The sequence below is a fragment of the Vibrio sp. 1731 genome, assembly GCF_033339955.1.
In the GTDB taxonomy this organism is placed as follows: domain Bacteria; phylum Pseudomonadota; class Gammaproteobacteria; order Enterobacterales; family Vibrionaceae; genus Vibrio; species Vibrio alginolyticus.
Genome location: NZ_JAWOVO010000003.1, coordinates 128,293 through 151,575 on the forward strand (window position 1 = coordinate 128,293; position 23,283 = coordinate 151,575).

The 23,283-nt window shown below is 44.3% G+C and carries 26 protein-coding genes; 10 read left to right on the forward strand and 16 right to left on the reverse strand.

Features of this window, described 5'->3' with window-relative positions:
- Window positions 1-93 precede the first annotated feature (93 nt).
- Complete coding sequence (gene ompV / locus R7035_RS05200) at window positions 94-870, forward strand: outer membrane protein OmpV (protein WP_318145996.1); 777 nt, start codon at window positions 94-96, stop codon at window positions 868-870.
- A gap of 75 nt (window positions 871-945) precedes the next feature.
- Here the strand turns inward: ompV and R7035_RS05205 are convergent, their stop codons facing one another.
- The 3 genes from R7035_RS05205 to R7035_RS05215 all read right to left on the reverse strand — a co-directional run bounded on the left by R7035_RS05205 (window position 946) and on the right by R7035_RS05215 (window position 4,454).
- Window positions 946-2,613 carry an ABC transporter substrate-binding protein gene (locus R7035_RS05205; RefSeq protein ID WP_104980421.1) on the reverse strand — a complete coding sequence of 556 codons (1,668 nt, stop codon included), beginning with the start codon at window positions 2,611-2,613 and terminating at the stop codon, window positions 946-948.
- 161 nt (window positions 2,614-2,774) lie between these two features.
- Window positions 2,775-3,389 (reverse strand): outer membrane beta-barrel protein, encoded by a 615-nt coding sequence (locus R7035_RS05210; RefSeq protein WP_005373936.1) that lies wholly within the window; start codon window positions 3,387-3,389, stop codon window positions 2,775-2,777.
- A gap of 180 nt (window positions 3,390-3,569) precedes the next feature.
- On the reverse strand, window positions 3,570-4,454 hold the full coding sequence (locus R7035_RS05215) for a LysR family transcriptional regulator (protein ID WP_005387224.1): 885 nt from the start codon (window positions 4,452-4,454) through the stop codon (window positions 3,570-3,572).
- A 93-nt stretch (window positions 4,455-4,547) separates the two neighbouring features.
- Here R7035_RS05215 and R7035_RS05220 point away from each other — a divergent pair, with 93 nt between their 5' ends.
- Window positions 4,548-5,429, forward strand: coding sequence for a DMT family transporter (locus R7035_RS05220; protein ID WP_318145997.1), 882 nt, complete (start codon window positions 4,548-4,550; stop codon window positions 5,427-5,429).
- A gap of 63 nt (window positions 5,430-5,492) precedes the next feature.
- On the opposite strand, the gene R7035_RS05225 is transcribed toward R7035_RS05220, so the two are convergent.
- The 4 genes from R7035_RS05225 to pncB form a co-directional block, all read right to left on the reverse strand.
- A complete protein-coding gene (locus tag R7035_RS05225) occupies window positions 5,493-6,272 on the reverse strand; it encodes a methyltransferase domain-containing protein (RefSeq protein WP_213879730.1) in 780 nt (259 codons plus the stop codon).
- A gap of 170 nt (window positions 6,273-6,442) precedes the next feature.
- Window positions 6,443-6,961, reverse strand: a complete 519-nt coding sequence (locus tag R7035_RS05230; protein ID WP_005373945.1) for a glycine zipper 2TM domain-containing protein — start codon at window positions 6,959-6,961, stop codon at window positions 6,443-6,445.
- Between the two features lie 214 nt (window positions 6,962-7,175).
- Window positions 7,176-7,535 (reverse strand): hypothetical protein, encoded by a 360-nt coding sequence (locus tag R7035_RS05235; protein ID WP_005373947.1) that lies wholly within the window; start codon window positions 7,533-7,535, stop codon window positions 7,176-7,178.
- A gap of 320 nt (window positions 7,536-7,855) precedes the next feature.
- On the reverse strand, window positions 7,856-9,166 hold the full coding sequence (gene pncB / locus R7035_RS05240) for a nicotinate phosphoribosyltransferase (RefSeq protein ID WP_025998656.1): 1,311 nt from the start codon (window positions 9,164-9,166) through the stop codon (window positions 7,856-7,858).
- Between the two features lie 298 nt (window positions 9,167-9,464).
- Here pncB and R7035_RS05245 point away from each other — a divergent pair, with 298 nt between their 5' ends.
- The 4 genes from R7035_RS05245 to R7035_RS05260 all read left to right on the forward strand — a co-directional run bounded on the left by R7035_RS05245 (window position 9,465) and on the right by R7035_RS05260 (window position 12,310).
- Window positions 9,465-10,190 carry an NUDIX domain-containing protein gene (locus R7035_RS05245; protein ID WP_005373953.1) on the forward strand — a complete coding sequence of 242 codons (726 nt, stop codon included), beginning with the start codon at window positions 9,465-9,467 and terminating at the stop codon, window positions 10,188-10,190.
- 32 nt (window positions 10,191-10,222) lie between these two features.
- Complete coding sequence (locus R7035_RS05250) at window positions 10,223-10,876, forward strand: isochorismatase family protein (RefSeq protein WP_053307171.1); 654 nt, start codon at window positions 10,223-10,225, stop codon at window positions 10,874-10,876.
- A 29-nt stretch (window positions 10,877-10,905) separates the two neighbouring features.
- Entirely contained in the window at window positions 10,906-11,262 is a 357-nt protein-coding gene (locus tag R7035_RS05255; protein WP_025768007.1) for a VOC family protein, read from the forward strand.
- Window positions 11,263-11,416: 154 nt separating this feature from the next.
- Window positions 11,417-12,310 (forward strand): DMT family transporter, encoded by an 894-nt coding sequence (locus tag R7035_RS05260; RefSeq protein ID WP_005373960.1) that lies wholly within the window; start codon window positions 11,417-11,419, stop codon window positions 12,308-12,310.
- Here R7035_RS05260 and R7035_RS05265 read toward each other — a convergent pair whose 3' ends face one another.
- Window positions 12,311-13,051 carry a DNA-binding transcriptional regulator YciT gene (locus tag R7035_RS05265; RefSeq protein ID WP_017635127.1) on the reverse strand — a complete coding sequence of 247 codons (741 nt, stop codon included), beginning with the start codon at window positions 13,049-13,051 and terminating at the stop codon, window positions 12,311-12,313.
- Window positions 13,052-13,268: 217 nt separating this feature from the next.
- Here R7035_RS05265 and R7035_RS05270 point away from each other — a divergent pair, with 217 nt between their 5' ends.
- Window positions 13,269-13,748 (forward strand): peptide-methionine (S)-S-oxide reductase, encoded by a 480-nt coding sequence (locus R7035_RS05270; RefSeq protein WP_054701515.1) that lies wholly within the window; start codon window positions 13,269-13,271, stop codon window positions 13,746-13,748.
- A 38-nt stretch (window positions 13,749-13,786) separates the two neighbouring features.
- On the opposite strand, the gene R7035_RS05275 is transcribed toward R7035_RS05270, so the two are convergent.
- The 4 genes from R7035_RS05275 to R7035_RS05290 form a co-directional block, all read right to left on the reverse strand.
- Entirely contained in the window at window positions 13,787-14,842 is a 1,056-nt protein-coding gene (locus tag R7035_RS05275; RefSeq protein ID WP_033906298.1) for an NAD(P)H-dependent flavin oxidoreductase, read from the reverse strand.
- Between the two features lie 187 nt (window positions 14,843-15,029).
- Window positions 15,030-16,433, reverse strand: a complete 1,404-nt coding sequence (gene eat / locus R7035_RS05280) for an ethanolamine permease (protein ID WP_132936983.1) — start codon at window positions 16,431-16,433, stop codon at window positions 15,030-15,032.
- Between the two features lie 11 nt (window positions 16,434-16,444).
- Window positions 16,445-17,329 carry an ethanolamine ammonia-lyase subunit EutC gene (gene eutC, locus R7035_RS05285; protein WP_132936982.1) on the reverse strand — a complete coding sequence of 295 codons (885 nt, stop codon included), beginning with the start codon at window positions 17,327-17,329 and terminating at the stop codon, window positions 16,445-16,447.
- Window positions 17,322-18,734 carry an ethanolamine ammonia-lyase subunit EutB gene (locus tag R7035_RS05290; RefSeq protein ID WP_005388715.1) on the reverse strand — a complete coding sequence of 471 codons (1,413 nt, stop codon included), beginning with the start codon at window positions 18,732-18,734 and terminating at the stop codon, window positions 17,322-17,324. Before R7035_RS05290 ends, eutC begins: the two co-directional genes overlap by 8 nt.
- Window positions 18,735-18,918: 184 nt before the next feature.
- Between R7035_RS05290 and R7035_RS05295 the strand changes: the two genes are divergently transcribed.
- Window positions 18,919-19,869 (forward strand): helix-turn-helix domain-containing protein, encoded by a 951-nt coding sequence (locus R7035_RS05295; RefSeq protein WP_104976286.1) that lies wholly within the window; start codon window positions 18,919-18,921, stop codon window positions 19,867-19,869.
- Between the two features lie 44 nt (window positions 19,870-19,913).
- Here the strand turns inward: R7035_RS05295 and R7035_RS05300 are convergent, their stop codons facing one another.
- Window positions 19,914-20,441: a TetR/AcrR family transcriptional regulator gene (locus R7035_RS05300; RefSeq protein WP_132936981.1), complete on the reverse strand. Its 528-nt coding sequence runs from the start codon at window positions 20,439-20,441 to the stop codon at window positions 19,914-19,916.
- A gap of 122 nt (window positions 20,442-20,563) precedes the next feature.
- Here R7035_RS05300 and R7035_RS05305 point away from each other — a divergent pair, with 122 nt between their 5' ends.
- Complete coding sequence (locus R7035_RS05305) at window positions 20,564-20,785, forward strand: hypothetical protein (protein ID WP_017635120.1); 222 nt, start codon at window positions 20,564-20,566, stop codon at window positions 20,783-20,785.
- A 98-nt stretch (window positions 20,786-20,883) separates the two neighbouring features.
- Here R7035_RS05305 and R7035_RS05310 read toward each other — a convergent pair whose 3' ends face one another.
- Window positions 20,884-21,255, reverse strand: coding sequence for a VOC family protein (locus R7035_RS05310; RefSeq protein ID WP_005373979.1), 372 nt, complete (start codon window positions 21,253-21,255; stop codon window positions 20,884-20,886).
- 59 nt (window positions 21,256-21,314) lie between these two features.
- Entirely contained in the window at window positions 21,315-22,205 is an 891-nt protein-coding gene (locus tag R7035_RS05315) for a LysR family transcriptional regulator (RefSeq protein ID WP_005388706.1), read from the reverse strand.
- A gap of 109 nt (window positions 22,206-22,314) precedes the next feature.
- Here R7035_RS05315 and R7035_RS05320 point away from each other — a divergent pair, with 109 nt between their 5' ends.
- On the forward strand, window positions 22,315-22,926 hold the full coding sequence (locus tag R7035_RS05320) for a LysE family translocator (RefSeq protein WP_047102790.1): 612 nt from the start codon (window positions 22,315-22,317) through the stop codon (window positions 22,924-22,926).
- A gap of 130 nt (window positions 22,927-23,056) precedes the next feature.
- On the opposite strand, the gene R7035_RS05325 is transcribed toward R7035_RS05320, so the two are convergent.
- A complete protein-coding gene (locus R7035_RS05325) occupies window positions 23,057-23,266 on the reverse strand; it encodes a hypothetical protein (RefSeq protein ID WP_080257663.1) in 210 nt (69 codons plus the stop codon).
- Window positions 23,267-23,283: the final 17 nt, after the last annotated feature.

The window sequence follows — 23,283 nt, forward strand, 5'->3', positions numbered from 1 at the left end:
TTGTTCATTACATTTCCATACGCTTTGCCGATAGATGCTTACAACGTTATTTTGTACAGTGTTCAAAACAAAACAGAACAACTCGGAAAAATGATGAAAAAAACATTAATTGCACTACTTACTCTGACAGCTGCTGGCTCAGCTTTCGCTGGCGATACTTACATTCGTAACGGTAACATCTACAACAACGAAGGCGGTTGGAACGTAGAAGCTGGTGTGGCTCAAGGCAGCGATCTTTTCAAAGATCAAAAGCATAATACAGCACCAATTCTCAACGGTGGTTACCATGGTGACGACTTTAATGCCGACCTAAGTGGCATTAACTACCGCTTCTTCGGTAACACCAATGAGTTAATCAACATGAGTACCTACCTTGTAGGTAGCGGTGTAATGCGCGACGGTGATACAGCGAAAAGCCTGAAAGGCACAGATAAACGCCGCTTCGCCGTCGATCTAGGTTTAAACGCAGACTTTACACTGGATCAAAACAACGTCATTTCTACGTACCTTCAGCACGATATCAGTGGCGCTTACAAAGGTTACTTAGCGGGCGCGACTTACTTCCACATCATGAAATTCGGTAGTGTTGATTTTGTTCCTTTTGCTAACCTAACTTATCAAAGTGAAGACTACGTAGATTACTACTTTGGTGTAAAACAACGCGAAGCAAACGCAAACCGCAAAGCATACAAAGGTGATTCAACGGTAAGCTATGGTGTGGGCTACAAACTTGTTATGCCAATCAACGACAACTGGCAAGTAAGCCAAATGACACAATACACGCGCCTAGGCAGCGGTATCAGCGACTCATCTATCATTGATAGTGCAAACCAATGGGTTGTTGGCGCAAGTGTGTCGTACAACTTCTAATCCGATACGCCCTTATAAAGCCATCATTTCGATGGCTTTATGCGTTGGACATTTGCATAATCTTGAACACAGACTCTAGTGTGAATGAGCAATCCATAACCTATGTAAATCGCTATAGCCTGTATTCTTCACCTGCACACCTCGCACTTGCTGTGTTTTTGTCACTTCTTCGTAGCCAACAAACAAAGGCAAATATAGGTACTGATCGCGCAGCGCTTTCTCTAGGTTTAATAAAGACTGTAGCGAGTGATCATCTGCCATCGCTCTGCGAACCTTTTCTCTATGGCTTAACATCTGGCTTTGATCAAAACTAAAACGCAGTCCAGTTGCTATCGACAGCCATTCGAAGATGCCATATTCAAATGGTGCTTCCATGACTTCCTCAATGAAGAGCAAGTCTGCTTGGTGAGACACTACCTCAGGAAAACTAATGTCATCAATAACAATGATCTCTAACTCTAATCCCGTTGCACGAATCACACTGTGCAACCATTCGGAATGGCGAATTAGACTCGGTATCGTCCAGACAGGTTCAGCTAATACCACTTTACCTTTCAGTTTAGGTATCACACCACCATCTGTTATTGATAAATCTTGCTCATGAGTCTCTAACTGAATGTTGTCAACGGCACTTGGCGCATCATAAATTCGCTTTTGCACATGGATGTAATCAGCGAGTTGATACCAAGTCTCTTTTGTGAGTTGGGATTCCACGCGTTCGCGGTAGGTCACATATGAAAATGCGCTAATTTTTTCCACTTCAACGTGATCGGAGCTTTGGTTAAAGCTCAACATATTTAAGGTTTTAACATCTCCATGAGACAGCGTTATTTGATCTAACAATGCGCGTGCTGAAAAATACTCTTTGTGCGCTTCAAGAGTCATACTCTCCTGGTTCCAGCCGCTGATTTTAAATGGTCCAGTCCCTATGTGGTAGGAATAACTAGAACCGAAAGAGACGACATCTCGACACAGAATAGACGCATGAGGAGTTGCTAGCATGTATGGAAACAACTTGTTCGGATGCTTCAATATGATTTTTAAGCAGTTAGATGTTTCTGCAACCACGCTATCAATGCATTGCCAGAGCTCGTGAACTGGTCCTTTTATCTCCCTGAGTCTTTCTATACTCCAAACCACATCCTGTATGTTAAGGGGTTCACCATCATGGCGATATATGCCCGGCCGCAACCATAACGTCATTACCTTGCCTTCCATTTTCCATTCGTGTGCTAACGATGGCTCGATACCACCATTGGAATTTTGGGTCAGCAATACGTCATAAACGCTTTTCGCGACGTGTAATTCAGTGTGACGGTAAGTATTCGCAGGGTCGATTTTGGATACCCAAGGGTAAGAAGAAATCAAAATAGCGTTATTTGATTCGTTCAATCGATTCACTTTTTCAGAAGCGATAGTCAGTGCTCTAACCGCGGTTTGACCGAACCAATCAATAAGTTTCGTTATTGAGTTCATTCTTCCTCTGCCAAGCTCCTCAACCAAAAACTCGGTCATCGCTTGTTGGAGGGAAATATTAATACTGAGACGGCTAGCGTTACTTCGGCCAATCGCAGGTTGCCAATCGACCCAATCGTAAGTGGCAAGCTTTTTCATCACAATAGAAACATTGCGCCTCGACGTGCAAATCACCGCTTCTAGCTCAGAAAGCGTAACAAGGTGATACTGGTGAGGTTCAAAGTGCTTTAACAGTAGATCCAGATACCTAAGATTGACATCGTTCACAAAGATTCCTAAGAGTTATTCCAAAGCAAAAAAAATAGCACAGGACGCTTAGCAACTAAACTTCCTGTGCTATATCTAAACAAATTCAAAGCTTGGACTCAGCTCGACCAACAGAAGTCAAAAACGTTTACTAAGCCAAGAGGTAACTTGAATAAGTATTCTTAGAAACGGTAGCTCATACCTACAGAGAACACATTGATGTCTGCATCAACCGTTACTTTTTCATTGCCAAATTTCGCAATGTCTAGCTCAGGCATCATGTATTCCCATTCAACTTGTAGAGCAAAGTTTTCAGTAATAGCGAACTCTGCGCCTAAACCGTACATGCCTGTTACAGTGCTGTCAGAAATGGTGGTATGGCCTGCGCTACCGTCAATCACAGAGTTGCTAATTTTGAATTCAGCATTGAAGTAAGAAAGACCAGCTTTCGCAAAAAGGTTGAAACGATCGCCAATCGGTAGAGTCGCTTTTGGCTGAATCGATAGATACTTCATGTCACCAACAGTAACAACTTTGCCGTCTAAAGCATCGTAGCCACCAATGGCTGCTTCTAGAGAAATGTATTCGTTGAATTTGTAACCACCGAATACTTTGCCTGAAAGGCTTGAGTCATCTTCAAGTTTAAGTTTAGTGCTAGCGTTAGTACCACCACCATTGATAGAGCCATTAACATCACCAAACGATGCTTGACCTACAGATGCACCAACGTAAGGAGCTGCGTTTGCAACAGAACATGTTGCTAGAAGGGCTGTCATTAGCCATGTTTTTTTAAACATTGTATTTCACTGCCTGTTAATTATTGAGGTTGTGTTTTGCCCATCCTTAAGCATGCCATGCTATCCATTTCACTTGGTTTCAAAACCAAGTGGATGTTAATGAATAAAAACTCAATAAAACATGAAATATTTAGACACAACTTTGCCACTTTCTTTCTTAATTTTGACAATTTAGTCATTTCACAAGCATTGCTGCTTCAACCAGTTAGTGAGTTTGATGATTTCCGCTTGCTTGGCTCGACTCTTTTTATGAATAAAATAAAAGCTGTCGCCGGTTTCCAATCCATGAGAAGGGATGTACACCAAATCGTGCGCTTTATCTCTTTCATTGAGCATAAAATCATTCGCAAATGCGATGCCTTGGTCATAACGCGCCGCCTCTATTGCCAACAACATATGACTAAAATGTTGAACATCGACATCTTTCGGCAAGGTGTAACCGCCCGCTCTGCACCACTCTGCCCAATCTTTTCCTCTCTCTCGATAAATTGAGTCTGTCGACAAAATAGGGTATCGCCAAAGCGCTTCTGGAATCGGTTGATCTTGCAACTCTTTCCAAATTTTATGGCTGCAGACCGGATACAACGTCTCCGCGTATAACTTTACCGACATGTAGTTTCGCTTTGGCTTCTCTACCGTGATAAAACAATCGCCAACGCTGTCTGTCTGTTCAGGATCACCAACGACCATATTGAGTGTCAGATCGATTTCTGGATGTAGGCGCTTAAAATCAGACAAACGCGGAATAAGCCACTTTACGGCGAGCGAGCTATAAATCGCCAACCGTATGCTGCCTTTGTCCCCTTCTCGCACCTTTTGGCTGGCCATCGCAATTGAGCTAATTGCTGGGCTAATATCCTCTAAATAGCGGGTGCCCGTATCGGACAAAGAGAGCTTTCTGCCTTGGCGGATAAATAATGATTCACCCAAGTAATCTTCTAATAATCGTATCTGGTGGCTAACGGCACTTTGCGTCACATTGAGTTCTTCAGCAGCAAGCGAAAAGCTAGAGTTTCTGGCAACAGATTCAAAACAGTGAACCGCTCTGAGTGGTGGCAATTTCATTATCTAAAAATCTCATACTTAAACTAATAAATATCACTTCACTTCATCCTATGACATCACCTACTCTTTGGCAAAGAAAGAGGAGAGGAAAAAGTGAAAGTTACATCGGTCGGAGCAGCGATGCTGCTATTAATTGTTGGAAATCTCATTGCGGTGCTTTCGGACTCTTTAATTAAAAGTGTCGGAAATGAAGTGCCTATTTTTCAATTTGTCTTTTTCCGACAAATATCAGCGGTGCTTTTCCTGCTGCCAATCTACCTGCTAACAAAAAATGCGCCTTTTCTTGAAGGGTTTAAGTGGCATGCTGTTCGCGCTCACGTATGGTTACTTGGTGCAATATTCATGGTTTTGGCGATCTCATCTTTACCGCTCGCAACTGCGAACGCGATCTTTTACGCCGCGCCATTGATCATGTTGCCGCTTGCAGCAATCTTTTTTGGAGAACAGTTGTCTAAGCAATCGGTCGCCGCAGCGATAATGGGCTTTGCCGGTGTATTGGTCATCATTCGTCCAGACCAAATCGATTGGGCAGCCATTTCAGCTTTAGTTGTTGCAATTACTTTAGCAATCAATAACTTGCTCATTCGAAAACTGCCAAAAAATCAGTCTGTGATGCAAACGTTATTGATGACAAACTTGGCAGGTATTCCAGTAGCCTTCTTGCTTGTTCTGATCGAAGCAGAACCTTGGGACTGGAGTGCTTTCCCTGTTGCTGCTGGCTCAAGTTTGTTCATCATGATTTATGCAGCAACATGTGTCATCGCTTACCGCTCGATCGATAGCAACAAAATTGCCAGCGCTGAATACAGTGGCTTAATTGGTGCCGTGTTTGTGGGATTGATTTGGTTTGGAGAAGTGCCAGACATATTTATGGCAATAGGAACCATTATGATTGTTGTGCCTCTGGTTTGGCTTTCTAAACGAGAGCGTCGCAAGAAAAAGTTGCAAGAGCAACAAGAAGCGCACGTTACTTAAAGTTGTGCTCTAACCCAAAGACTAAAAAACCGAGCCGTAAGTGCTCGGTTTTTTTATGTGGCTCTAATCGGTTTTTACGTAAGCGACTACGTGAGATAAAAACTGCCTTGCAAAGCGATCATTAAACCGGATGCGATATTCATGCTCGGCTTCCGACACTAGACGCCAGCCTTCAGCAAAGTATTCTTTGATATCATCAACCGCCTCTTCTTTATTTTTGATGTGTTTCGCGTTCCACTGATAAGTGCAAGAGACAACGATCAGCCCACCCACCTTGGTGGTTTTTTTTAGAGCATTGATCACGCTAAGTGGCGACTCACATTGATCAATCACATTTAAACATACGACTAAATCAAAGCGAGATTGGAGAGTATCGAGCTCAAAAGGCTGGTTAATTAGCGTCAAATCAACATGAGCACATTTCTGTACGATATCTCTATTCTCAACCTCTAAAGTGTTTAAGGTGTTCACATCGTGAAGGTAAGTAAGCTCGACGCGTTGTTCTTCTATTAACAGTTGCTTCAAGCCATCCATTAACCTATTTGAAGGCTCCACAAGCGTCGCTTCTTTAAGGTTAGGTAAGCGTTGCACTAGCTCATAATAATTTCTTCCCAGCGCCGCCCCAACCTCAAGTAGGGAATACGGCTGAACGCTGCTTCCGATTACCACTTGCGCAATAAAATCAGCAACTTGGGAGCAGTGAGGTGATGACAAAAAAGAAAGTGGGACTTGTTTTGAGCGACTGGTTATCATCTCAATCTGTTGCTCCTCAATGAACTTGTCGAACCATTGCGCCTCGAAATAACCAGCCAAACCGTGCTCGGTCAGGTAAAAATCTTCCATGTTTTTTCCGTTCGTACTTTAAGAAAAGTGATTGTATCGAACGCGGAAATTAACGGGTATTTCTGGCCGCACATTCCAATGGGAAAACAGATGAAAACGCCGCTTATGTGAAAAAGCCCTTTCATCTCAAAGATAAAAGGGCTTGTTAATCGCTTCGGTTAAGTCGCTAACTATTGTGGTAGAACAACGTTACCATCTTGAATTGGGAACGTTTTTGTCGCTGGCTTGCTCGCCAAACGAACCGTCGTTGGTGCACCTGAAACTTCGTAAGTGACGTCGTAACCCACTACTTTATCAGATGTCGTATATTCTGTATGACACTGTTTTTTCGTCGTTGTTACTACATCACCTTTTTGCACATTTTCCTGGATCTTACGACCTGTCAGTGCACCAGCAATCGTACCAGCTGCAGTTGCAATCACTTTACCTGAGCCACCACCGATTTGGTTGCCCAGCGCTGCTCCAGCTGCTGCGCCACCAACCGTACCAATAATTTTATTGTCATCCGCAGGGGCAACTTGCTCGGTTACTACCACGTCTTTACATACTTGGTGCGGCTTTTTCACCGTTTCAGTCACCGCTTCAACCAAAGTAATGTTTGCTTGAGTTGGAGCTGGTGGCGTTTTGTCTTTACAGCCTGCTAGTACAGCAACAACTGCCGTTGCAATTGCGATAGATTTCATATTCATGATTTACATCCCAGTATGGTTTGCTTTGATGAGCGTTATGGTAAATCGCAAAAGGGAAATCACATCAGACGAAAACAAACCCTCTGTCATTAACAAGTAAAGAAACACTGTTTTATAAAAGATACGTCAAGAAACACTCAGCAACGTGTCAACAGAGCTAAAACTGTATCACTACTGATTATGATTGGGCTGAACTAGTCTATGAGATTTATTTTTAAGCCAAGCTCAAAAATAGTTCGTCATCCGTTAAATACTTATGACGGTGGCTTAGATTACGCACGTGCATAAACATAAAATCAGGGAAACCAGGCGCTATAATGTTATTTGGTTCCCAGCATACACCGCCAACAAACACATATCGCCCCTGCTTGTCATCTTCGTGAAGGGGGTTATTAAGAGGAGAAGAAAACTCTGCTCGGCAACCTTCAACCACACAAACAATTTGTCCTTTAAAAAGGCCAATCACGCGCTTTACAAGATTTGCCTTGATACCACACTTCCATGCTTGGCGAGTAGCCATCTCATAGCCATATTTTCGGATCGCTTTCTTTTGCAAATGTACTACTAGGTTCATTTTGACTCCTGATTCAAGCAACTACGTGAAGCCCAAAGCCATAAAAGCAGATAGACGTCTATACCCGAGTGAGCTCATGGTACGTGGGAATAAACTACGTGATTAGACTGAGTTTAGTGTCGGATGAGATACACCGTCCACGATGCTGTAACGTATCGATTTACACCAATCAAAGGCAGATAACACATCAACTTTTGAGTGCTTTCCTGCGCTGTATCTGGTTACTTCTGTATATTACTATAACGAAATCACCCTCCACGTTTACCTATATAAATTTGTCGTAACGATAGAGGGTGCTTATCAAGGAGAGAGGATAACGCCTACACGTCGATGAGATAATTTTGACCTTCAGTTTCTAAACGATCAATCATTTTACGACACTCATTTAAATCAAGAGGTTGTTCAAAGCGGCGCTTGAGATTCATCAAAAAGAAGATATCTTCACACATGGCTTTCTCAGGTTCGTCACTGATTTTGGCGACCGGTGAACCATTGCACGTGACCATTTTTATCACGATAGAAAGTGGCTGGTAGGCGTCACCATCTTTATTGACATAATCACCCATATCATTGGCAAGAAAAGTACCGATACCAAAACTCACCTGAATACGTCCTTGGAAATACTCGCAAATATCTAACGCTTGTTCGAAGTTAAGTCCGTCGGTAAACACCAGTGTTTTTGTTAATGGGTCTATATTCAGCGACTGGTAGTGTGCAATCATTTTTTCACCCCAGCTATAAGGGCAACCACTATCGTGACGTACACCGAAGTACGCGTTACTTAGTTCTTCATCAAAGTCTTTAAGGAAAGCATCGATACCAATCGTATCGGTTAACGCAATACCTAGTGCACCATTAAACATTTTTTGCCAACGTTGCAACGCCACTTTTTGCGAATCTCGCACATTCACCAGAGCTTGGTGTCCCATAAACCATTCATGAGCAACCGTGCCGATAGGCGTCAAGTTTAGCTCTTTTGCTAAGTGATAGTTGCTTGTTCCTGTCAAACATTCCGGCACTTCCTGGCACAAATATTCCAGCATAGTGCGCTGAGCTTGAAAGGAAAAACGTCGACGCGTCGACATGTCAGAAAATTTAAAGTTAGTAATGTTACGACGTTTTAGTTCCGACTTTAGGTGTCGAACTTTCTCTTCTAAAACAGTGGTAAATTGCGCAACAGGGATATCTGACCAACGCTGACGGCTACGAACTTCAGACACGATGCTCATGATGATCGTTTCGTACAAGATGGTGTCTCGCCACAAACCGTTAATGGTAATTCTTAACTGGCTTGAGCCATCAGCCATGGCTTTGTTATGGAAAGAGACATCGCTTTGTGGGTTGAAACGGAAATGGCGCAGTGCATCAACAAAGTCAGGATTCAGGTAAGGCGCGACACGCTTAATATATTCAATTTCTTCTTGCGTAAATTGAATATCTTGCAGTTTAAGGACTTCGGCTTTTACCTCGGGCAAAAGCTCAGAGAGGTCTTCCTCACTGCGCACGATAAACTTATATGACACCATCGCATCAGGGTAAAGCGCTGTTACAGCGCTCATCATATTGACTTTGTAGACATCGAAATCCAAAGCACTTTGAATGATGCGGGAAGAAAATAGTTTGGTGGTCATTAGGTGCCCTTCTACATGCCCTTCCTGGGTATATAACTTTTTGTTACTAACTAATTTGCGTAAACAATAAACACCCATCTATAGTTTGTCAACTTTTGTTACTAACCACTCATTTTTATAAGGTTTTTTTGTCTAGAATTCGAGCAAGCATTGTGAATAAGTCAGAGTCATCCGTAAATTTATGCTCAAACCGTATTACGAACACTACCAAAAACGTTTCTAACAACTCGTTACTTACCCATTGATTGACCACTTGTTATGCGCTAGATTACTTACAAATCAATATTAGGACCCAACCATGATCGTATCTGTCGACATTATTCCATTCAGGCTATCTGGCTGTGCCGATAAGGGATTGGAAGTGTTGTTGATTAAACGTTCAAATCCAAATCGGCCATACCATGGAGTCTGGGCACTACCGGGCGGATTTGTCTTTGATAAAGACTTAACCAGTGAAGGCGGACGCCCGGCCGATGAAAACTTTGAAGCGGCGCGTCGCCGAATTTGCCGTGAGAAAATCCATACCTACCCTCGCCATTTTAGCGAAGCGTTTATCGACGGTGATCCAAAGCGCGATCCAGAAGACTGGAGCTTAAACATTACGCACTACGCCTTAGTCGATCGTAACAATGTAGAGCAAATAAATAATGCAGGTGTACCGGAATGCCAACTTAAATGGTTTTCGCTACAGGCTATTCTCAATGGAGAAGAAACCCTCGCATTTGATCATCAAAAAACCATTGAAAAAGCGTGGCAAAAGCTTCGTGCATCCATTGAATACACATCGGTTCTTTTGTTTGCATTAGACAAAGAGTTTTTGGTTGCGGACATCATTTCTGCTTATCAAGAGTTTGGTATTGATATCAGCCGAATGACGATTAAGCGCCGCTTGATAGATTCAGGCGTACTAAAACCCACTAATAAAGTCGCTTCAACCAACAAAGGCAAAGGTGGAAAACCCGCAATGGTATATACGCTGACTAGCGACGAAGTAACCTTTTTTCAAAACTGTTTGCGTGGATAAACGCAGACAATCAGACAGACAAGGAGTCTGCCATGACTGTTCGAGTAAACTATCAAACTACAGCAGTGATCGACGTTGATCCAGAGAAAGGCTTTAGTGAGTTATGTCCAGATGAACTGCCCGTTGCAGGTGCGTTGGAAATCGTACCGGAACTTTTGAACAATCATGCCAAAGGCCGATTAAAACTGGTCAGTCGTGACTTACACCCACCAAAAGCAAAGTGGGATGCAGAATCGCCATCCAATATGCTTGAGCCCGTTGGTTTACCGAATGTGGATATAAAGTGGAACCGTCACTGTGTGCTTGGCACAACAGGTTCTGAGCTGCTAGATGGCTTACCACCCGTGTTGGACTATGATTTTCAAGTTAATAAAGGTATGGATCCTGACGCACACCCTTACGGTATTTTTTTCCATGATATTGCCGACACCAAAACGACAGGCGCGCATGAATTTCTAAAGTTCAACGGGATTGATACCTTAGTTATCGGTGGCCTTGCCTTAGACTTTTGCGTGAAAAAATCCGTCATGCAAGCGCTGGAACTTGGCTACAATGTGGTAGTTAATCTTGCTTCAACTCGTGCGGTGCTGCCTGATAATGTAGAGAATGTGCTGACAGAGCTCAGAGATAATGGCGCATTATTTGTCGAAAAAGCGGACGACATCATCGTAGAAAAGTTCGCCTAGAAACGATAGTAACCGAGAAGGATTTCACCATGCATCAACATGAAAAATTGAATTACGTTGAATTTGGTTCCACTAATGTCAGTGCGACCAAACAATTTTTTGAGCGTGCTTTTGACTGGAGCTTTACCGATTATGGTCCAGAATATTCTGCATTTTCAGGACAAGGGTTGGATGGCGGATTCTTCAAATCTGAGTTTATAAACCAAACCGCAAATGGTGGCGCACTTTTAGTATTTTATAGCTCAGACATTCAGGCCACTCAGACAAAAGTAGAGCTGCATGGTGGAAAAGTTATCCGCCCTATTTTCGAATTCCCCGGCGGCTGTCGATTCCACTTCACTGAACCGAGTGGAAATGAATTCGCAGTATGGTCAGAGAGCCATTAAGTGATCACAAATCAACAACACACCATCAACGTGAGCCCAAGCTAGCCAGATCCGGAACTGGCATTACATTTCTGGTTGACCTCATCCTTGGTTTAATTCACTGTTAGCGCAACAATTAATCGATGAGGCGCTAGACCTCGACCAAGGATGTCAAATGACTGCCGTCAGTTTTTTTCGCTTACTCTGCCTCGCTGCTATTTGGGGTGGCTCGTTTCTGTTTATGCGAGTCGCCGCCAACACATTCGGGCCGGCTTACTTAATCGAATTTCGAGTTACATTTGCCGCCGTCGCTTTGTTATTGATCGCCGTATATTTGAAGAAGAAACTCACGTTAACTGCGCATACTAAACACTTCTTTATTATTGGCTTATTCAATAGCGCAGTTCCATTTTTACTCTTTGCGTACGCAGCCCAGACACTGAATGCATCAACTTTAGCAATATTGAACTCAACCGCCCCAATATGGGGAGCACTAGTTGGCTTTGTTTGGTACCGCAGCCCACTCACAGCGAAATCTGTTCTCGGTATGCTAATAGGCATAGGAGGCGTTGCAGTCTTGGTCGGCTTAGATACTTCAACCATAGGTGAAGAAGCCATGCTCCCTATTGCCGCCAGTTTGATGGCTTCTTTCAGCTATGGCATTGCTACCAACTACACTAAAAATGCGCCACAAGTACCTGCTTTTGATAATGCTCACGGCAGCATGTGGGCGGCGGTTATTTGGGTACTGCCGCTGCTACCATTCTTACCAATGCGTGCAGAACCAAGTCATTTCGAATGGAGCTCTGTTGTCACGCTCGGCGTTGTATGCACAGGGTTCGCTTATTTGCTCTATTTCCGCTTAGTTTCTGATATCGGCCCAGCGTCAGCACTGACTGTCACTTTTCTTGTTCCTGTTTTTGGTATCTTATGGGGCTACTTGGTGCTAGATGAGCCCGTCGGCTCTAACACCATCATAGGAACAATTCTAGTGCTTAGCGGCACTATGCTAGTCACCGGTTTCTCCCCAACAGCAATGCTCGCGAAGAGAAAACGAAGCGTGGCTTAATCAGCCTAATATAACTTCCACACCTCGCTTTTTGATTTGTTCAAGGTCGCTTTTCGGAGCGGCTTTGTCAGTCAGCAGCACTGATATTTCGTCAGTCTTACCAATTGATGAGGGATAAATTTGCCCAAATTTACTAGAATCCGTTAGAACAATATTGCGCCTTTTTTTCGCAATGATGGTTTCTGCAATCTCAGCGCGCATCATGTCGCGGCTAGTAAAGCCAGTGTCTTGATGGAAGCCGTCAATACCCAAGAAGGCCGTGCTGAAATGAATGTTCTCAATACACAACTTAGTCAGCGGTCCGACCAAGCTCTCGCCTTGGTGCTGATACACGCCACCAAGCAAGATAATGTTGGCAGAAGTGTTACGGATGAGATGGGCGATATACGCCGATGGCGTAATAATGGTCACATCGCCGCGCTCAGCCAATGTCCGAGCCAACAACGCATTGGCACTGCCTCCTTCAATCAGCACTGTCTCATTCGGTGCGACCAAATCCGCAGCTTGGTTTGCGAGCGATTGTTTAATATCGAAACGTACTTCTAGGCGGGCATCAATGTCATCACTTTGCAACGCGGTAGCTGCGCCGTGAACGCGCTTTAGGTAGCCCTGTTGCTCCAGAAAGTTCAAATCCTGTCTGATGGTCACGCCCGACACGCCAATGATGTCAGAAAGCTCCGTGACTTGAACGCGTTTACGGTCGTTCACTAATTGCAGGATTTCATTTTGTCTTGGGTTCACAGATTCGCTCCTTATTGATGAGCTTACAGTATACTCACCTGATGTTTCATATGAAAAGAACTTGAAAGTAAAAAGGAAAAAACGCGTGGTCTGATTAGCCAAGCTGCACCTTGCGAATATCGCTCCCATCAACAGATAATAGGGCAACGAAAATGGGATGGAAGAAGAGGGGTTAGCTCCCTACATCCCAACAACGGTAAAGACTAGGATAAAAGTAATGGAAGAAATTTACTTCGCAGGCGGTTGCCTTTGGGGCGTGCAAGAATTTATGCGCCACCTTCCGGGCGTAATCAACACAGAAGCCGGGCGAGCAAATGGCACAACGGATAACACTCAATCCGAATACGATGGATACGCAGAGTGCGTGAAAACCCAGTTCGACCCTGAGCAAGTTTCGGTTGAAACTTTAATGGGGTATTTGTTTGAGATAATCGACCCTTACAGCGTTAACAAGCAAGGTGAAGACGTAGGTGAGAAGTACCGTACTGGTGTTTATAGCCAAAACGAACAGCATCTCACCATCGCGAAAGCGTTTATCGCAGCACGACCGGACGCCGACAAGATCGCCGTAGAAGTACTGCCACTCACGAATTATGTACCAAGTGATGATGAGCACCAAGACAGACTCACAAACTTTCCGAATGATTACTGTCACATCCCATTAGATTTACTACATAAATACAGGGATAACTCGTAACCATTCAGTCAGCATCGCTTTAAAAGGCAAGATGCATATCAGTTTAAATCGATGCCTTCCACTAATGACAATGTCATTTCTGCCGCCGATATTTCCTTACAACCCGACGAGTTTTGTCCGCACCACAACGGTGTGAATTCATCTCGGTTTTGCTTTTCCATAAGCGCTCTTAGTTGAGCCATTTCAATGGAGGCGTATGGGAATTTCGGCGCAAACTCACTGATGTAGCCTAGCTCCGACATCGCGCGATTCACAATGCCTCTCGCTGGTCGGCCCGAGAAAACATTGGTCACTGCGGTATGTTGCGCGCGTTCACTGGCAATGGCATATCGATGTAAAGACGATGTTTTCGCCTCATCACACAACAAATAGACGCTGCCAACTTGAACGGCACTCGCTCCTAATCTCAACGCGGCTTCCACCCCACTTCTATCAGCGATTCCGCCTGCAGCAATAACGGGCAAATTCACCCGTTTGGCGATTTGTGGTAATAACGCCATCAAACTTAATTGAGTAGTTAAATCATCCGATAAAAACATACCTCGGTGTCCACCAGCCTCCAAGCCTTGGGCGATAATACCGTCAACGCCTTTTGCTTCTAGCCAAAGTGCTTCGTCCACCGTGGTCGCTGACGAAAGGATCTTCCCTCCCCACCCTCTAATTCGAGCTAACAGATCATCGTCTGGCAAACCAAAGTGGAAACTGATCACTGGCGGTGCAAATGGTTCAATCGCGTCAGCAATATCATGATTGAAAGGCATCCTTGTCGGAGCGTTTGGCTGAGCCTGAACGGTTGCATCAACCTCGGAAAAATACGGTTGCAGCGTTTTTTGCCACTTTTCGTGCTTGTTGGCGTCATACTCCGGCATTTCATGGCAAAAGAAATTGAGGTTAAACGGTCGGTTAGTTGCCTGCTTGATAAGTTGAAGTTCTTTTACGATGGCGTCTTTGTTCAGCATTCCACAAGGTAACGAGCCAAGCCCGCCAACATTACTGACGGCGATGGTCATTTGGCTGTCTTGCACACCGGCCATTGGCGCTTGAATAATCGGTAACTCTGTTCCCAAAAGTGTATTAAATACCTTGTTTATCATGATCTTTCCTTGAAAACTTAACCTTTACCTGTGATGGATCTGCGCCATCGTTATCCAGACTAGACTTTCACATGATTAAACACTTATAAAGTTAAAGTGATGCATTTGTGCGCTATGCACTTTTGATAGAAATGACAAAGGGAGCCTATGGCTCCCTTAATATGCTGAATAACAAGAATCAAAGTGACTATCGTACGACATCTGATTCAAGCTCTAGCTCTGCCACAGACAGCATGGCAAACTCTTCCTCGGCGGTTGCTGCCACCAATTTGTTGCGGCTGTATAACCCATAATAAACACCACCGATAAGAAACAATCCCATTGTCATGAAAAAGGCTGAGGGATCAAAAGCATAAACACCTGTCATTGCGATCAAAGAAAGCACCAGAGAAATACTCGAAGTAATTATCCCACCAGGCGTTTTATATGGACGAGTTAATTCCGGCTGTTTAATTCGCAATAAAATATGGCTCAAGGACATTAATGCGTACGATACAGTCGCACCGACAACAGCCATCGCCAAGATTAAGTCCCCCTCACCCGTAAGTGAAACCAAGAACCCAAAAACGCCCGGAACCAAAAGCGCACGAGAAGGCACTTTTTTGTCACTGGTTAATGACAAAGTTTGCGGTAAATAACCCGCGCGGGAAAGCGCAAACACCAAGCGACTGTAACCATAAATGATTGAAAAGAAAGAAGCGATAAGGCCAGCCAATCCAAGTAAGTTCACGGCCATTGCTACCGTTGAATTGCCCGTAATCTTTAGGGCGTCAACTAATGGCACCGCGCTATCGCCTATGACCTTTGAGCCAACCGCGCCAGCCAAAAGGACGACTACGAGAGTTGCGGTTAGCAATAAAAACAGCATCGCACCAATGATGCCTTTGGGAACATCTTTTGCCGGATTTTTTGCCTCCTCTGCCGCTAAAGGCACACCTTCAACCGCAAGAAACAACCACATTGCAAATGGCAACGCAGCCCATACGCCATACCACCCAAACGGCAAGATTTCTGTTGCCTGAGCCGTCGCCGGAGCAATATCGAATAAGTTATTAACGTCAAAGTGACCAATAAGCACAGCAGCAGTAATTAGAATAGCTAGCACAGCCAAACCGCTGATGACCATCATTACTTTGAGAGCTTCGCCAACCCCTGCCATATGAATAGCGATAAAGACGGCGTAGAAAAGTGCGTAAACAACAGGACCATCGATACCAACCAATTCATTCACTGCTGAGCCAATAAAAATCACTATCGCAGCAGGCGCGAGCGCATATTCAATCAAAACTGATAAGCCAGTGAAAAAGCCACCTGTCGGCCCCATCGCCTGTCTTGCGAAGCTGTAACCACCACCCGCAGCAGGAATAGCCGCAGACATTTCAGCTAAAGACAATACTAGCGTGAAATACATTACTGCCATCGCGATAGCAGCAATAAGAAAGCCTCCCCATCCTGCTTGAGCGATGCCAAAGTTCCAACCGGCGAAGTCACCAGATATAACATACGAGACACCTAAGCCCGCAAGTAAAATCCAACCTGCGGTGCCTCTTTTTAGCTGCCTTTTGGCCAAGTACTCCTGATGTTTAGACATAGTAAATCCTTCTACTTTGATGAAATTAAAAAGTTGTCGCTGTGTTTATCTTCAACGCTTGCGCCACTTGGCTCATTGATATCTGAGCGATCTTTCAGATTCACTCCTGACAGTTGTAATTTTCGAGCCTCCTTGAGCAAGTAAAATGCGCGTTCACAGGCATCGTCATAGTTGAGCCCCTGGGGACGCACATTGGAAATGCAGTTTCTTTGGGAATCTTTAGAGCCTCGTTTAGCCCCCCAAGTGAGATACATACCCATGCTATCCGGAGAAGTTAGACCGGGTCTCTCTCCAATTAAAACCAGCACGGCCTTGGCGTTAAAACATTCACCAACATCATCCCCTACCGCTACTCTTCCTTGCTTTACGATTGTGATAGGTGCGAATTTCCATTGATGTTCATCATCAGCGCTTAAAAGAGAAATCAATCGAGTAACAACAGGCACGGCATGGTTTTGAATTGCGACGGAAGAAAGTCCATCAGCAATAACAATCGCAAGATCAATGTCAGTGTTATGCTCATTTGCTATCAAGTTGAGCGTTTGCCAAGAAGATTCATCGAGTTGCCTTCCTAAATCGGGCCTTTGCAGGTACATAAGCCGATCACTTACTCGGCTGCTCACTACCACTGGAGGCTCTAAGGTATTTTCAAGAATCGAGTAAGAGTCCGACAAACCAGCAACGAGAGACTCAATATTCAAACTGCAATGCACTGCATCCATAGCTTGGGCATGATCCAGCTGAAATGAGAGTAACTCGTTGGTTGGTACACTGTTCCCGCTACGACCCAGAGCGATCCGAGCAGAGGTGAAGTCGCGTAACTTGCCCCAAGGGTTATGTGTGACAACTTCAGACTCATCTTGTGGGGACTGAGCAATGGTGATTACTTTACCCATGAGAATACCCCTTATTCAGTTGGTTAATTGCTCCCGAAAACGAGCGAGAGATTTGCTCACTTAACCGAACGTCTTGCACGCTCTCGAAAATCTGCATCTCCATTAACCATTGTTCGAACTCTGGTGCTGGCTTCAAACCGAGTACTTTTCTTGCGTAAAGGGCATCGTGAAATGAGGTAGTTTGATAATTGAGCATGATGTCATCAGACCCTGGAATACCCATGATGAACGAGCACTCGGCCACACCTAATAGTGTCAGCAAGTTATCCATGTCATTCTGATCGGCATAAGCATGATTGGTGTAACAGATGTCGCAACCCATAGGTAAACCAAGCAGCTTCCCACAGAAATGATCTTCAAGCCCAGCACGAATGATCTGTTTACCATCAAACAGATACTCAGGGCCAATAAACCCAACGACAGTATTAACCAACAAAGGATCAAACTGTTTCGCGACAGCATAAGCGCGGGCTTCACAAGTCTGTTGATCGACCCCATGAAATGCATTCGCAGACAGCGCTGTACCTTGTCCGGTTTCAAAATACATCACATTGTTTCCTACGCTACCTCGATTCAAAGACAGCGCGGCTTCATGGGCCTCTTTCAAAATCGACAAGTCGATTCCGAAGGTATCATTCGTCCCTTGCGTGCCGCCTATCGACTGAAAAACGAGATCGACTGGTGCACCCATTTCAATGGCTTCGATCGTGTTCGTGACATGAGTTAACACACAAGACTGAGTCGGTATTTGATAGTGTTGAATCACCTCATCCATTAAGTTCATTAACTTAATAGCTTGAGGTACATTATCTGTTGCCGGATTGATACCGATAACCGCATCGCCATTTCCGTACATCAGACCATCAAAAATGGTCGCTGCGATACCGTTGAGAGAATCAGTGGGATGATTCGGCTGTAAGCGAGTAGACAGGCGACTCGGCAAACCAATCGTATTCCGAAAAGCCGTGACAACTTGGCATTTTTTAGCAACGAGAATCAAATCCTGGTTGCGCATAATCTTACTGACTGCGGCCACCATTTCTGGTGTTAAACCTTGACGAATTTTAGCCAACGTTTCACCATCGGCTTCTTCACTCAGCAGCCAATTTCGAAAATCTCCGACCGTCAAGTGCTCAATCGGCTTAAAGGCTTCAAGGTCGTGCGTATCGATAATTAGGCGAGTGATATCGTCGCTTTCGTATGGAATAACCGCCTCGTTAAGAAACGTTTTAAGTGGTAACTCAGACAGCGCCATTTGTGCGACTACACGTTCTGCCGCTGACTGAGCACAAACCCCGGCTAACGCATCGCCTGAGCGCTCCGGTGTCGCTTTCGCCATCAAGTCAGCTAATGACTTAAAGGTATAGACTTTACTTCCTTGTTGCCGACGATAAGTTGCCGTCATTGCTCTTCCTCTTCACTATTTGGTTCGCTTTTTGCTGAACTATCAATAAGCTTTAAGAAAGTATTGCCAAATGTGTTCCGTAGCGTTATCAAAAACTGGCAACATTTATAAATCAATAATAAACAATGAGTTATGTAAATACTGCTCCAACATGACTCACAAAAAAGGAATGAGCATCACAAGGATGAGTAACCAAATGCCCCAAACTGCACCAATGCTGTGCATCCATCACACTAAGGATGCAAACCAACAAGCTGCGAGTCTGATAAACTGGCAACAGGAATATGACCAACTCAGCGATGGTCGATTTTTAGGTCAAATTCGAGAACGACGATTTCCCAATTTCCATGTGTTTCGTGAAGACAGTAACCGCTCGCTAAGACAGCAATGCAGGGTTGAAGAGGGAGGTATTTGGTTGGGTTTGAGTGCGGAAAATAAGCCGCTACACCTAAATCACAGTCAGTTTAATTCAAGCCAACTTTTGCTTAGGCAAGGTGGCGCTGATTTTGAGTTAATGACACCGGAGCAGTTTTCTATCTATGGAATAGTGCTCGACAAAAACTTCGTTCACATCATAGAAAATCAACTTGAGCTTGGGAGTATCCAAAACAACACATTACACTTAACGGGTTTGACGGAAAAACACATTCAACAACTTAAATACTACTTAGGCATGTTACTTGGTTCCGCCGAACCAAGATGGTCTGAAACCACACATCAAGCAATCTTAAAAGATATTGTGCTGGAGCTGTTCTCACTCAGTTCACTGCACACGAGCCATCCGATATCAATCTCTCATCGTCAACACGTGATGCACCGTATAAAACAACAGCTACAGGATCTAGACTACCGTACACCGATAACCGTCAGTGAACTGTGTGATGCAGTACACGTCAGTCGTCGCACACTACAGTACACCTTTGAGCATTGCTGTAATACTTCCCCAAAACAGTTCATACATCGAATGCGCTTGAATCAAGTACGTAGAGTGCTACAAAGCCCTGAAGATAATCGAACAATTGCAGAAATCGCTTTTGACTTTGGTTTTTTCCATCTCGGGCAGTTCAGTCAAAGCTACAAGCGGCTATTTGGTGAGACACCAACTGAAACGAGAAAATGGGAGTCCAGCAAATAAGATGACAGGCAGTATATTCTTTCAGATCCTGCGTTGGGGCCATGTTATGTAGTCGCAATGATTTGCTGAAACTTAGCATGAAGCTCTTCAAGTGCCGCTTCAACATCCGGTTCTGCACGGCTCAAGTGCGAGATTAACGTCATAAAATAGCAGTCAAAAATCAGCGGTATTTTTCCCTCAAGGACGGAGCTTCCGTTTACAGATTGAAACAAAGCTTGGTTAAACGACTGATAATAATCCAAATCCCAAATCACTTCTTTCAACAAAGCTCGGCTCAGCTCAACGTTCGCAAAATAGTAGCGATAGTATTTCTCCGTCAGCGCCAAACCAATGTCGATATCGGTTTTACCTTCCACACTGACTAGCGTTTCTTGGCTGATCTGTTGCAGTTGCGCCAGCATCCCTTCGCGCAAAATCGACAGTTTAGTCGGGAAATGGCTAAACACTGTGCCATCGGCTACTCCTGCTTCTCTCGCTATCTGCCTTGTGGTCGTCATGTCATAGCCATTTTGAGCAAAAGATGCCCATGCGGCTTTTAGAATTTTATCTCTGGTTTGTTGTCGCTTCGTCATTGATGTGTCTGCTTAATGAGCCTGAAAGGATCATACCTTGCGTGGTTGAGATTGACAAATTGAGCGCGCTCATTTATAAAATTGAGCATGCTCATTTTATATAAAAACAAAAGGAATCGCTCATGTACGTATTAAACAAACTAGGCCAAGGATTGATTTTCTTCCCGACCATCTTCTGCTTTTCGTATATTTTAAGACCGATATTGATGGTCATCCTTATTCCAGGAGGACTCGCACTTTTGGCGTTAATCGGTGGCGCAGAAGTCAGAGCGGAACTCAAAGCCATGCTGCTTGAGGAGTTTTTTGGCGTTAGCCCATCGCACACCACCTCGAAAAAGGCGTGAGTGCGCTACAAACGTTGGCAAGGCTAAGTAAAAAAGAAAACGCGCAGATATCGAGATCTCAATACCTGCGCGTAGATGCGGTGAAAATAAGACTGGCGTTAGTCAGTATTCATGTTCTGGCCAATTCGCCATAAAACGCCACTAGGGTCAAACAAACAACATTCGCGCATGCCCCAAGGTTGCTCGACTAGCTCTGTCAAACGCGAACCAAATTCCTCATGACCCACTTTGGATAAGTGCTGATGCCAACTTTCTGCGTCTTCTACGAGCAAGTGCATCATGAAGTTATTGCCGTGTTCTGGCTCATAAAAATTCTGTAAAAGAAACGCGCAGCTACCTTGAGAGAAGTATGCTACATCACCGAAGTCCGACGCCATTTCAAAGCCAATCGCCTCATAAAAGCGTTTTGATAGCGCGTAATCTTTCGCCGGAACAAATGATTTGATTTCAACAATATTGAGGTTTTCCATTTCCAATTTCCTAAGCCTTTTTCCATAAAACTGACTGACGTAATCTCGCTCTATGCCTTCTATTCGCCTTGCGTAATCTGCTGTGATGACAGTGGCACACACTCTGCCATTTGCGTTTGTAACCATGTGATAAATTTATGTTCAAGTTCTGTACGCTTTTTATCTTGACTCAATAAAACGTAATTGCAACTTGATGGAGAAAACCCAAATGGTGCGACCAAATTACCACGCTTAATATCGTCCATGACAAAAGGATACGATCCCATTGCGACGCCTAAGCCGTCCACCGCTGCTTGTATGCAAAAATAAAAATGCGCGAATGATTGCTGAGTGTTGCCGTTGAAAGTTTCACAACGTGTTGATTGCTGCCAATCCGCCCAAGCATTCGGTCTGGTTTGGCTATTCAACAATCGAGCTGCTTTCAAATTGTCTTTAATGGATTGCCAATACTCAGGAGAAAATACCGGCCCCACCCACTCTTCCACAAGAATGGTTTTGTCGTAATCGTGATGCTGCGCAAAATCGTCTCGACGAATCGCCATCGAAAGCCCAGTTGATCCTAATGTTACCGGGCCACCAGCCGTCGACAAACGAACATCAGCACGGTGTTCATCATTAAACGCGGCCAACCTTGGCATCAACCAGCGCATGGTTAATGTCGGTTCACAAGACACTTCAAGATGCTGATGCTTCTCTTGAATAAGCGTATTCACGCCTGTTTCTAGCGTTTGGAATGCCGTTTCTGTGTATGTCTTGAGTAATTCGCCTTCTGCCGTCAACACGACTTTCCTGCCCTCTTTGAAGAACAAAGGTTGAGACAGATATTGCTCAAGTTGCTTGATCTGCTTACTCACGGCTCCGTGAGTAATGTTCAGTTTGTCAGCCGCTTCAGTGTAGCTTGAAGAACTCGCCGCAACGTGGAAGACATAAAAAGATTTCAGGTGACGCATCTGTGAGTTTTTCTCACCAATATGGGAATATTTTTCGATTATAGTCAGTAATAAAGACACCTACAATTCCGCTACATCCCAGACTTCATCATTCAAACAGGAAATCGATATGGAATTTGTAACTCTTGCGTTATTAGGTGTGCTTATTGTCATTAGCCCTGGCGCAGACTTTGTTTTGGTATTAAGAAATAGCTTAAATCAAGGACGAAAAGCAGGCGTATACAGTGCGATTGGTATCAGCATGGCGATAAGCATCCACACCGCTTACTCCATGCTGGGGATCAGTTACTTAATTTCACAAAATGAATGGTTGTTTAATCTCGTGCGCTATCTTGGAGCCGCTTATCTTGTCTACCTTGGGATTAAAGGAATATTCTCCTCGCAACCTGCATCAAACTCAGAAACCGTTCAACAGAGCGAGTATTCAATGTGGCGATTTTTCATGCAGGGGTTTCTGTGTAATTTACTCAATCCCAAGACGATGCTGTTTTTTCTGAGTATTTTTAGCCAAGTGATTTCTCCCGACTCTAGTCAGCAACACATCGCCTTGTTCTACGGGATTTATATGATTGCGCTGCATGGTATTTGGTTTTCTATCGTTGCTGTTTTATTCACGTCACCCCAGCTACAAGCTTTCTTGTTGAAGATTAAGCATCGACTCAATCAAGCATGTGGGGCGGGATTAATCATTTTCGGCGCGATGCTGGGCTTAAAAGTGTAGTACGCTTGCGGTCCGATTACCCCAATTCAAATTGATCATTGAACAAGTGGCTGTAATCAAATAAAAATCTGCATTATCAATACCTTAAATTAGAAAAAACAGCCAACGTGCGCTGGCTGTTTCGATGCAGTTAATGAATGACCCGAGCGTCCCCTTTAAGTAACTGAGACAGATCGATAGTGAATATCGTCACTGTCGGACGTTTAGGCAGAGCATTTTCGATCGAAAACTCTGGCCCAGCTGGAACGAGGGGGAAGTGAATAGCAGTCGGCCACTTTGACGAAGCTTCATTACCGCCCGGCTCAGATATTGAGAAAGAAAACGCAGGTAAACGGGTCATAACACTTACCTCAAATG